The organism is Rhizobium sp. P1_E1 (assembly GCF_056406015.1).
The window spans coordinates 1-10919 of the sequence record NZ_JBFUAY010000158.1; the positions used below are offsets into that span (position 1 = coordinate 1).

General features: G+C 60.2%; 11 protein-coding genes and 1 pseudogene. All 12 read right to left on the minus strand.

Features of this window, described 5'->3' with window-relative positions; genetic code table 11:
* Positions 1 to 308, minus strand: a pseudogene (locus AC1D1Z_RS29240) (sugar phosphate isomerase/epimerase); the annotation flags it as partial.
* Positions 301 to 1269 carry a class I SAM-dependent methyltransferase gene (locus AC1D1Z_RS29245; RefSeq protein WP_477668518.1) on the minus strand — a complete coding sequence of 323 codons (969 nt, stop codon included), beginning with the start codon at positions 1267 to 1269 and terminating at the stop codon, positions 301 to 303. The gene AC1D1Z_RS29245 and the pseudogene AC1D1Z_RS29240, both read right to left, overlap by 8 nt.
* 7 nt (positions 1270 to 1276) lie before the next feature.
* Complete coding sequence (locus tag AC1D1Z_RS29250) at positions 1277 to 1714, minus strand: VOC family protein (RefSeq protein WP_457281226.1); 438 nt, start codon at positions 1712 to 1714, stop codon at positions 1277 to 1279.
* On the minus strand, positions 1711 to 3087 hold the full coding sequence (locus AC1D1Z_RS29255; protein WP_477699797.1) for an aspartate aminotransferase family protein: 1377 nt from the start codon (positions 3085 to 3087) through the stop codon (positions 1711 to 1713). The genes AC1D1Z_RS29250 and AC1D1Z_RS29255 overlap by 4 nt, the downstream gene beginning before the upstream one ends.
* An 8-nt stretch (positions 3088 to 3095) precedes the next feature.
* Positions 3096 to 3821 carry an acylneuraminate cytidylyltransferase family protein gene (locus AC1D1Z_RS29260; RefSeq protein ID WP_477852422.1) on the minus strand — a complete coding sequence of 242 codons (726 nt, stop codon included), beginning with the start codon at positions 3819 to 3821 and terminating at the stop codon, positions 3096 to 3098.
* The gene (locus AC1D1Z_RS29265) at positions 3818 to 4411 is read right to left on the minus strand and encodes a D-sedoheptulose-7-phosphate isomerase (protein WP_477852424.1); all 594 of its coding nucleotides are present in this window, start codon (positions 4409 to 4411) and stop codon (positions 3818 to 3820) included. The genes AC1D1Z_RS29260 and AC1D1Z_RS29265 overlap by 4 nt, the downstream gene beginning before the upstream one ends.
* Positions 4408 to 6300: an N-acetylneuraminate synthase family protein gene (locus AC1D1Z_RS29270; RefSeq protein ID WP_477852426.1), complete on the minus strand. Its 1893-nt coding sequence runs from the start codon at positions 6298 to 6300 to the stop codon at positions 4408 to 4410. Before AC1D1Z_RS29270 ends, AC1D1Z_RS29265 begins: the two co-directional genes overlap by 4 nt.
* Positions 6297 to 7715: a GHMP family kinase ATP-binding protein gene (locus AC1D1Z_RS29275; protein ID WP_477852428.1), complete on the minus strand. Its 1419-nt coding sequence runs from the start codon at positions 7713 to 7715 to the stop codon at positions 6297 to 6299. Before AC1D1Z_RS29275 ends, AC1D1Z_RS29270 begins: the two co-directional genes overlap by 4 nt.
* A complete protein-coding gene (locus AC1D1Z_RS29280; protein WP_477852429.1) occupies positions 7682 to 8398 on the minus strand; it encodes a sugar phosphate nucleotidyltransferase in 717 nt (238 codons plus the stop codon). The genes AC1D1Z_RS29275 and AC1D1Z_RS29280 overlap by 34 nt, the downstream gene beginning before the upstream one ends.
* Entirely contained in the window at positions 8391 to 8954 is a 564-nt protein-coding gene (locus AC1D1Z_RS29285; RefSeq protein ID WP_477668511.1) for a D-glycero-alpha-D-manno-heptose-1,7-bisphosphate 7-phosphatase, read from the minus strand. Before AC1D1Z_RS29285 ends, AC1D1Z_RS29280 begins: the two co-directional genes overlap by 8 nt.
* Positions 8955 to 8958: 4 nt before the next feature.
* Positions 8959 to 9927 carry a Gfo/Idh/MocA family oxidoreductase gene (locus AC1D1Z_RS29290; protein WP_477699792.1) on the minus strand — a complete coding sequence of 323 codons (969 nt, stop codon included), beginning with the start codon at positions 9925 to 9927 and terminating at the stop codon, positions 8959 to 8961.
* Positions 9928 to 9944: 17 nt separating this feature from the next.
* Positions 9945 to 10919, minus strand: a 975-nt coding sequence (locus AC1D1Z_RS29295) for a Gfo/Idh/MocA family oxidoreductase (RefSeq protein ID WP_477852431.1), incomplete at its 5' end; no start/stop codon positions are given.

Below are 10919 nucleotides of genomic sequence, written 5' to 3' on the forward strand. Positions count from 1 at the left end.
TCTTGCAACTGCTCGGCTTGTGCCGCATCGGCCTTCCAGAACGGGCTCTGCATGAAGCAGTCACCAGTCAGCGAACCGACGCGTATCCCGTGCCCTGCCCGCAGCGCCGTGATCTCCGCGCGGCCAGCCTCGGTCAGCAGCGGGTTGCTGTAGAGCAGGTCCTGATCGAGCGTCCACTCCATGAGGCCGAAGCCATGAGCCGCGGCCGTGGGAAACTCACCTTGCCAGCAGTCCCATGGAAAAGCCTGGATGCGGCCGTTGACGAGCGGCGACAGCCGTCCCTGCATGAAACCAATACGCTCAGACATTTTTGATCACCATCATCATGTTGGCGGTTGCCTTGTTCTTTACGAGTCGCGCGACGTATTCATCGTTGAGTGCTTTCATCTTCGCGGTGAGCCAGGCCGACATATCGGTGTCCGTGCCGGCCAGGTCGATTTCGCTGAGGCCAACATTGCAGGTCGCCTGGGGTCCGTTGTTCATGATCCAGTTCAGGTGATTCAACAGGTTGTAGTCCTGAGTGAATGAGATATCGATCTGCGCGTTGCCGAAACCCGCGAGCTGCGCGGTTTTCCTTAGTGAGTCTTCGGTGAAGTAGTGCAGATGCGCTGAATGGTAGAAGAACTTCTGGTATGCCTTGACATTCCAGACCGACAGTAACGGGTCGTTGAGGTTGGGCACTTCAATAAACAGCGTCGCACCTTTTTGGGTCGACTGTTGCAGGTCGCGCAGAAACACAACGGGATCCTCGACGTGTTCGAGCACCTGGAATGCACAGACCACATCGTATCGCTGGTCCGCAAAGCGGGACTCGCGCAGAAATTCTGAGTCCGCCTCTATGTCCAGCTCCGATGACATGAAGTCACAGCAGGCCTTGTCGAGCTCAATCGCGTTGACGAGCGCCACGCGATCCTTGACATTGACCAGGAACTGCCCCGATGAGGCGCCGACTTCCAGCAGGCGGGTTTCGGCCGACAGGTATGGCCTGATGGCCTTGAGCCGATCATGCTGGTAATTTTTGTAAACGTCGAAAATCTCGCGCGCGTTGGTCGCCGCGGCTTCGGCATTGTGCGAATACTCCTGGCGGTAATTCTCTGCGTAGTAGGCTTTGGCGTCCGGTGCCTGATTCTCCGAAAGAAAACCGTGTCGGCAGGACTCACAATAAAAAACGATACCTGTGCCTCGTCGCAAAGTAGTAGACAGCACGCTGGCGGTTGCTTGCCTGCAGAGCGGGCAACTGGCTTGGTGAGAGTGTTGGGTAAAGATCATTGTGGGATCATTCCTGCAATATTTCGACCAGTTCCAGCAATACGCCTTCGGGCCCCCGGCAGTAGGTGACCTTGACCTTGCCGTCTGGGGAATGCTGTGGTGGTGCAAAAAAAGTGACGCCCGCACCTGCGAGTTTTTTGCAGAGGACGTCGATATCTTTCACGGTCATTGCAACATGCGTAAAGCCGGTGGAATAAGGTGTTCCGGTCCAGGCTGGCCTGTCTGGGTGCGAATGGAAATAAAGCAACTCGATCATGCCGCCTTCAGGTGCGGTAAGTTTCGACGTTGTCAGGCGCACGTTTTTCAGGCCCATCATTGCGTCGATGTGCGGCCCGGACTCGTCCATCTGCCGTGCCACGGTGAACCCCAGCAGGTCCCGCCAGAAGCGCAGCGCCGCATCGAGGTCGGCGACGACCAGGCCGGTATGGCGAATCTGCGTGATCATTTGGCCGCGATCTCGGCGATAGCCTCGCCGAGCACATCCACACCTTCGAGCAGGGCTTCGTCGGTGATCGTCAGTGGAGGGCCGATCTTGATCGATTCGCGCCCGGTATGCACGACCAGCAACCCCTTCTGCATGCAGAGTTCAGCGACCTCACTCGTGAACGGGCCGTCGGCCGTGCCGGTCTTGGGGTGTTTGAACAGTACCGCCGCGATCAGGCCTCGACCCAGCAGGTGTGAGATGCGATCGGGAAAACGCGCCTGCAGTTTGTGCAGTGCGGCAAACAGCAGCTCGCCCTTGCGCGCGGTCTCGGCGACAAGATTGCGATCCTCCATCTCCTCGATGACGGCGAGGCCGGCGGCGCAGACCAGGGGGTTCGCCGAGTGCGTGCTGCTCATGTTGCCGACATCGGGCAGGTCCATGATCGCGGCGCGGCCGATCACGCCGGACAGCGGTACGCCTCCGCCCATGCCCTTGCCGCAGCAGATCAGGTCGGGTGTCACGCCGTAGTGCTGGAAGCCGAAGGCCTTGCCGGTGCGGCCAAAGCCCGCCTGCATTTCGTCAAAGGTCAGCAGGATGCCATGCTTGCGGCAGACGCGCTCGATGGCCTGTACATATTCTGGCGGGTAGAACACTGCGCCCCATCCCTGGAAGGTTTCGAGCATGAAGCCGCAAACGTCTTGCGCAATGTCGATGCCGGCCTTCTCGAGCCTGGCCAGGCTTTCGTCCAGAAACGCTTCCGGCGTGCGCCCGGCCAGGGCCCATGGATAGGGGAACGGGATGTGGTGAATGTCGGCATCCTGGTAGCCTATCCATTCGCGCTGGGCCAGATTACTGCTGAGCATTTGCGCGCCCATCGTGCGGCCGTGCCAGTTGCCTTCGATGCAGATCACGCCGCGGCGGCGTTTGCCYTCCTTCTGGCCGTTCATGCGCATGAGCTTGAGTGCGCCTTCGGTCGCCTCGGTGCCGGCCGAAAGCAGGAAAGCCTTTTCGAACGGCGCACCGGCGAACGCGACCAGTTTTTCGAGATAGCGCGCGCGGTTTTCGTTCGCATAGGCATAACAACCATAGAGCGGGCGGTCCAGCGTTTCTTTCATGGCGGCGGTCACGCGCGGATTTGAATGTCCGACGTTCGCGACAAAAATGGTCGAGGTGAAGTCGATCCAGCGGTTGCCAGCGGCGTCGTAAATGCTGTAGTCCTCGGCCCGATCCCAGACCAGCGGCAACTGCCCGTGCATGGAACGCGATTCGCAGGCCTCAAGCCGTTCGAGCACTTCGCGCGTGCCCGGCGTCGGGATCGCGGTCTGGATCAGGCGGTTGGCGGTCGAGACCGGTGGAACGGATTGGGGCAGGCGGGAAAAAGAATGTGCGGCCATGATTGTCTTCAGTTGAAAAGTTTTTGTGATACACCCGGCATYCGGGTGATCTGGAATTCCAGGTGTTCGAAATCGTCAAGCGTGTCGACCTCGACCACCGATGGCGTGATGAAGGGCAGCACATGGTTGCCGTGCATCAGACCCGACTTCCGGATGAACGCGCTCGACAGCACATCGACATAGCCATTGGCCTGGTAGGTGTTCGGAAATTGCTGGCGCGCGTTGTTCGCCGCGTCAAGCTCGGTATTGTCCGCACCAAGGCGCTTGAGCTGGCCCCCCTCCGCCATCTCGAAGGTCTTGTAGGCCGACTCGGACATCTCGTGTACCGATCGCAGCGCGGTTGCTTGCGGCGCTGCGATGAAAGCTTTCACTGCGTCATCGATTAACTGCGGGTCGCGCAGTGGCGTGGTTGGCCTGATATGCACGATGTATTCGGGCTCGCCGCTTTCGGCTGCCAGCCAGTCGAGCGCGTGGACAATGAAGTCATAGTCGGTCGAACGGTCGCCCGAGATCRCTTCAGGGCGCAGGAACGGCGCTTCGGCGCCGAGTTTCCGTGACAGCGCTGCGTATTCGGCCGAGTCGGTTGAAACGATGACGCGGTCGATGGTTGCCGACCGCAGGCAGGCGGCGATCGACCAGGCCAACAGCGCGTGGCCGCCAAGGGGTTTGATATTTTTGTGGGGAACTCCCTTGGAGCCCGCTCGCGCCGGAATCAGCGCCACGATTTTTGTCATTTCTTTTCGGCTCCCTTTGGAAAATACCAGGCCTCGACCAGGCCGCACAGAATATGCCCGACCAGAATGTGGCACTCCTGGATGCGCGCGGTTTCATTCGACGGAATACGCAGGCATTCGCAAGCTTCATTGAGCTTGCCACCGCTCGCGCCGGTCCAGGCGAATGTGCTCACACCGCGCTCGCGGGCGACCTTGACGGCCATCAGGATATTGGCACTGTTGCCGCTGGTCGAGATCGCGATGAAGACGTCCTCCGGTTTCGCCAGTGCCTCGAGCTCGCGCGCAAACACGAACTCATAGCCGTAGTCGTTGCCGATCGCGCTGATCGCTGRATTGTTGGCTGCCAGTACCACCGACGCGAGCGGCGCGCGGTCGAACAGGAAACGCGAAGTGAACTCCGCCGACAGATGCTGTGCATCGGCAAAGCTGCCGCCGTTGCCTGCAAAAATGATCTTGCCGCCGGCCTTCAGCGAGGCCAGGCAAGCCTGCGCGAGTTTCTCGATCTGCTGCAGCAACGCGCCGTCAGCCAGCAGCGCTTGCTTGACCGCGATGGACGCTTCGATCTGTGTYTTGATCTGCTCTARGCTCACAGGGTACCTTCCAGCTTTTCGAGCGCGATCCAGAAACCYTCGCCGCCGTTCTTGTGGCCCTGCCAGATCTCGGGGATGAACGAAGCGGTCGGGCAGCCTTTTTCCAGGATTCTGCYGAGTCGCGTGAAGTCGATGTCGCCTTCGCCGATCTGCAGGCCCTCGCCGTTGAGGCCCTGGGCGTCGCCGAGATGCAGGTGCGCCGAGATCGGCGCGATCTTTTCGGCGAAGTCATAGAAGTCGATGCCGAAATGGTTGCAGGTCAGGCGCGTGTGCGAGATGTCGAAACACATGCGCAGGTTCAGGCGTTGGCACCAGTCGACGATTTCCTCGATGCGGACGAAGATGTTCTGGAAGCGCTGACCGCCGAAATGCCAGGGGAAYGGCGCCATGGTCTGCGGGATCAGTTCGACGCCTTCCATGTCGAGTTCGCCGAGGCTTTTTGCGAAGCGTTCGTAATAGGCCGTGATGACGTCGGGCGGCAGCGGCGCGTCCATCGTGAAGCCGCCGATATTCGCGACGATCGGCGGTCGGATGGTCTTCGGAAAGAAGCGTTTGAGGCCGCGCGTGATATTGATGACGCGCTGGGTTTCAGCGATCGACTGGCGGCGGTAGTCTTCGTCGGGCGAGGCCAGATCCATGAGCCGGCTGTTGGCGAACAGCTCGGGCGCATGGACCACAAAATCACAGGGATAAGTGCCACTCAGGAAATCGTCCAGCTTGAGCTCCATGTCCGAATACGACAGGTGAAATTCGAACAGATCGGGTTTGATGCGCGAGTTGTATTCACCGAAGTCGTGGTAACGGACAGGCACCCCCCAAGGGCGCTTGAAGCGGTAAGGCCGTGGCTCGATCCGTTCGTCCTTGAGGTCCGACGGATAGAAGAAGTCCTCTGCCGCCATGTCGTGCTGCAAGGTGCGGCCCAGCAGTTTTTCGTAGTGCTGCGGCGACAGGCCCTGGCCAGGGCTGCGCACCTGCACATCCTCAGGCCGGACGATCGAGCCCTTCTTGAGGGCTTTCGCGGCGACCAGGCTTTTTCCGAGGTTCTCGCGGTTGATCATCTCGCCTTGTGAGATGCGGCGCTCACGGCCGTCACCGAGCGCCTGCTCGATCTCGCGGATACCCTCGATCAGGCGCTTGAATTCCGCATGCTCGAGGCTGGCCGCGTGGTCGGGGCCTTCCATGCCGCGGTCCAGCGTGAAGTGGCGTTCGATCACGCAGGCACCGAGGCCGGTCGCGGCCAGGGTGACGGCGATACCTCGCTCATGGCCTGAATAACCAACCAGTGGATGGATCAGTTTGAGTTTTTCCATCCAGCGCAGGTGGATGTCGTGCAGCGGCGCCGGGTAGGTGCTGTTGCAGTGCAGCAGCACGAACGAAGCGTTGCGCTTGTTAAGGAAGTCGACGGTGACCTGGACTTCCTCGCGCAGGCTCATGCCGGTAGACAGGATCAGCGGTTTGCCGGTTGCGCAGAGCTTCTCGAGCAGCGGCAGGTTGGTCAGGTCGGCCGAGGCTACCTTGTAGGCCGGCACGTGCAACTGCTCGAGCACGTCGACGCTGTGTTGATCCCACGGCGTGCAGAGGTAGAGAATGCCCTTGCTCCCGCAATAGGCTGCGAGTTCGCGGTGCTGTTCAATTGAGAGTTCGAAGCGGCGCAGCAGGTCGAGCACGTATTCGGTGCCGAGGTCCTCGCCGTCCTTGCGCAGGGTGCGCTGGCGGTAGACCTCGTCGAGTTTACGCAGCTGGAACTTGGCGCAATCCGCGCCCATCTCGACGGCCAGGTCGACCATCTGCCTGGCGCGCTCAAAGCTGCCGTTGTGGTTGTTCCCGATCTCGGCGATCACAAATGCCCTGCCGGCTCCGACCTCAAAATTGGAGATGCTGATGCTCATGTCTTTTCCGGGTGGGGTTGATTCTTGCCTTCGCGCGCGGACCAGGCGCGCAGCCCTTCCTGCTCGAAGCGGAATGGGCGCACATTCAGGCCCAGGCTTTCGAGCTTTCCAATGAGCTCGTGTTTACGGAACGGTGTGACATAAAAAAGAAAGAACCCGCCGCCGCCGGCGCCAAGCAGCTTGCCGCCAAGGGCTCCGTGCGCGCGCGCGTCCTCATAGATTTGGTCGAGCCGGTCGTTCGATATCTTGCTGCTGAACTGGCGTTTGAGCAGCCACGACTCATGCAACGCCTGGCCGAACTGCAGCAGCCTGCCGCGCAACAGATGGTTGCGAATGCGGTAGGTGAGCTCGACATTGTTCTGCACTTTCTGCCTGATGTCGTGCTGCTGCATCTGTTGGCGCTGGTCCTGATGGATGTCGCCGGAGTCGTGTGGTGAGCCGGTATCGCAAAGTACCAGGCTTTCCTCAAGTTCGAGCTGAACATCGGCCGGTATCCGCAGTGGATGAACGATGTTCTGGTCCATCCGGAATTCCATGAAATTGAAGCCGCCAAACACCGTCGCATACTGGTCCTGCCAACCGCCCGCAATACCCAGATAGAGCCGCTCGGCCTGAAATGCGAGTTCCGCGATTTCGTGCGAGTCCCAGCGGTCCTGGCGAAACTGATTGAAGCAGCCAAGCACGGCTGCCGCGAGTACGGCCGAGCCACCTAGCCCGGAATTCATCGGGAAATCGGAATGCAGGTAGAGCTCAAAACCAAAGTCTGGGTGTACTGCCTTGATCAATGCCAGGATCAGCCCGAAACGGCCCTTTTGTGACAGCGCGTGCTGCAGGTCGTTGGCATGCAGCGATTCACCGAGGTCGCGTGAATGGATCTCGATGCGCGTGTCGTCGCGCTTGCGCAAAGTGGCGTGGCTGTAGAGCGAGATCGTTGTGTTGATCACGGCTCCGCCTTCACCGGCGAAGAAATGCGTGAGGTCTGAACCGCCACCGCCAAAGCTGATCCGCACCGGCGAGCGCGCCCGCGCATAGACTGGCTCCTCGATCTGACGCGGCATGTGGTCGCGGCTTACGATTCCGGCCAGGCGCCGGTTTTCGTCGAGCAGCGGTATGACTTTGATGTGGTGGTCGAGCTGTTTGAGCAGCAGTTCGCGCGAACTTGCCTTGTCGGCCCAGACGAAGTCAGGGTTGGCGCAGGACTTGATGGCGTCCTCGAGTTGCGCGCCTTCGAGCAGCTTGCGCCGCACGTCCCCGTCGGTCGCCAATCCGGTCGCCATGCCTTCGGCATTGGTCGTCAGCACGATGCCATGGTGGTTGGCTTCAAGTTGCGTCAATGCATCGCGCAACGACGCATTTTCTGAAATCAAGAATAATTCGAAGCTCACAGGGTTCCCGCCTTGTTTGACGCTATCCATCGGCAAAACCGGAAATAGTCTTCCGGCACGCCGATATCGATAAAGTCGGTATTCAGTGAAACAGCTGTCAGCCGGCTGGCGGCCGCCAAATCCGGGAAGACATCCCGCTCCAGGGAAAAGGGCWTGCCATCCCAATGCCTAAACAGGTCCGCATCGAGATGGTACAGACCCGCATTAATCAGGCCCTTACCGCGGCTGCTTTGCTTTTCCTCAAAAAGGGCTATTTTATTGGCCGACGTCCGTACGCTGCCATAGCGTTCCGTATTTTCTACGCAAATTACGGCCATTGAAGGCGATTCGGCCGCAAATACCGCACTGATACCGCTACCGAGCCAGGTATCGGCGTTGCTGACAAGGAAGGAACCCGCGAGGGCATGTTGCCGTACCGCGTAGGCTACGGCACCACCCGTTCCCAGCGGTTCGGGTTCGACCAGGAAGTCGACTTCGCAGCCGTGAAGCCGACCTGTTTGCGCAAGCCCGCCAACGAATTCTTCGATCAGTTCGGATTGGTGATGCAGCAGAAAGGTCATCGAACGTACCCCCTGGGCGATCCAGTTGTCGACCAGATAGCCGAGGTAGGGCTCGCCTGCGACCGGTGCCAGCGGTTTGGGGACGTCCGAGACGGCACTGCGCAGGCGCGTGCCGAAGCCACCTGCGAGCACCAGCAGGCGAGGTTCAGCCATGATGTTCACTGCTCCAGGCCAACAGCATGTCAACGGCCTCGCCGAAGTTGTCGCATACCTCGAAATGTGCCTCAAGCGAACGAGCCGCGAGCTCTTGGTGCAGGTTGTGCACGCCGGTGTTTACGCCAATGCCGCGGCAGCCGAGGTTGGCAGCCGTCATGAGATCGCTCAGGTTGTCGCCGATATAGCAGATATCGGCGGCCTGTTTCGAATATCTCGAGAGCAGTTCGAGGCCGAACCTGGGTGATGGTTTGCGATACAGTGCGGGCGCCTCGGGCACTTCCGGGCAGATGCAAATCTCTTCGAACGGCGCCGGACCGAGGTCGAGCTGACGCAGCATTTCGTTGTTGCAGCGAACCGCCATCTCCAACGGGAAATAGCCGCGACCGACCCCCGACTGATTGGTGTGCAAAAACAATAGGTGACCGGCGGCCCGTAGCCGCGTCAAGCCCTCGCGCACGCCCGGCAACAAGACCACCTGCGCCGGATCGCAGAGATAAGGCACATGCCTTATCAGGGTGCCGTCCCTGTCGAAAACGATCAGTTGCGAGGTCATCTTTTCAGGCCGCCTTGCTGCCTGTCTCGGGCGTCGCTGTGTAACCGGCCATCTCGCTGTAGATAGCGCCGTGTTCAAGCTGATCGGTGATCGTGCAGAACAGCGTGTCGTCGCCTTCAATGAAAGCGCGGGTCTCAGCATGCAATCCCGGCTTGAACTCTTTGTCGATTACATCATCGATGACGACGGGTTCGACTTTGACTGATGCCAGGTGGGTGACCTGCAACTGTTCCATTGGTTTGAAGATAAGCCTGCGCTTGCGGGTCAGCACCTCTACGGCCCAGCGGCCAGGAGCTTCCCAGTCAGCGTGATAGCTAAATAGCACACCGCGTTCGGTTACGCCGGCGCCGCAAAACCGCGCGGCAGCCGAATGCCAGTCAAGCGCGCCAGCACGCCAGCTTTTCCAGTCCTTCGGGAAGCCGCAGAGATGGAACGCAAGGTCGGGCACGTGCGACGAGTTGGCGATGACCCAGGACTGCTTGACCGAATCGGGTAGGGGCATCGGTACGATCGTGTGAGCCCATTCGGTAAATTCGAAGCTGCAACTGAGTGCGCCGCCGTCTTCCTCAATCATTTTTCGTGCCTGCCGGGTCGCGGCGTAGAAGCGCCGGCTGTAAGCGATCAGCACATTGGCCTGGTGCTGCTCGGCTGCCGCCGCGACCGCGCCGAGTTCAGCCAGATTCAGGCCACCGGGCTTTTCAAGCAGGATGCGCCGGGTGCCGGCCTCCAGTAAATGGAGTGCAACCGGCGCAAGCTCCTCGAAACTCGCTGCCACGATCGCTCGTGCTGGCGCTCCTGACTCAGCGAGCGCTTGCACCAAGCCGCCACGCCGTACGGCGTGGCCGGTGGCGGCCTCAAAGGCCAGTGCAGATGATTCGCCACGCCCGATCACCTCGAAGTCCAGGCCCAGATGTTGCAAGACTTTGGCGTATTCGCGGGCATGCGGCCCCGCGCCGATCAACCAGATGTTCACGTCTATGTTCCTCGGTTTCAGGTGATGGGGACAGCGCCGGCTTCGGCATTGACGGCGACGCACCAATGATCAAGCAGGGCTCGAATATAAGGACGATGGATCTCGAGCGACTGCTCCAAAGTCGGCAACGCGCAATCGTTGCCGACAAGAATCGACTCGATGAGTGCGCCGCTTACTTCGCTCTGGAAGGGGAGGCGCCCCGGCAAATCGAGTCCGTCGGATCGTTTTGCGGTGCCGGCCGCTTCGTCGATGGCCCAGCGGTGTATGCCGTCATCGAGTTCAAAGCGGTAGAAGACATCTCCGTCGCCGGCTTCCAGGGTCGCAGTTGATCCGCCCGAGAAGTCGACTTTAAGCGTGCCCATGACCTCCCAGTTGCCGGGGCGCTTGGATTCGATCCAGCCAGGTGCGAGTTCACTGGTATCAAATGTTGTGGGCGTTTCACCGGTCCACCAGGCGAACATGTCCAGAAAGTGGATTGAGTTGCAGGCCAGTCCCCATGCACCTCCACTGACCTTCAGATGCATTGGTTTACCGGGCGTTAGCTGCGCTTTGATCTGTTGATGCCAGTCGAGCATTCTTCGCGGCGTGTTCACCCAGGCTCTGGCGTGGCCAACGTGATGCTCAATCTCGTCGAGCCCTGTCTCACTCTGTGCCAGCACCTTTTCGAGGATCCAGGCGCCTACCGTCGTCCGCGCGGCAATTTCTCGCACCACCTCAGGTCGCCAGCGTGCGGTAGTTGCAACAATCGCGACGTCGATGGCTGCCGGCACCGTTGCGAGGGAGGTGTGCAACTGGATCTCATGGGCTCTGTTCGCTTTCGCGACCTCGTCCCAGCGTTGTTGCGCTCTCGCGAGCGACACCGGATCGACGTCTTGAACGTGAATGCAAAGCGGGCTGGCACAGTTCACAAGGCCTTGCAGGTAGCGCGAGCCGAGTTGGCCTGCACCGGAGATGAGGACGCTGTGGGTCATGCTGCGTGCCCTTTTCTTGCC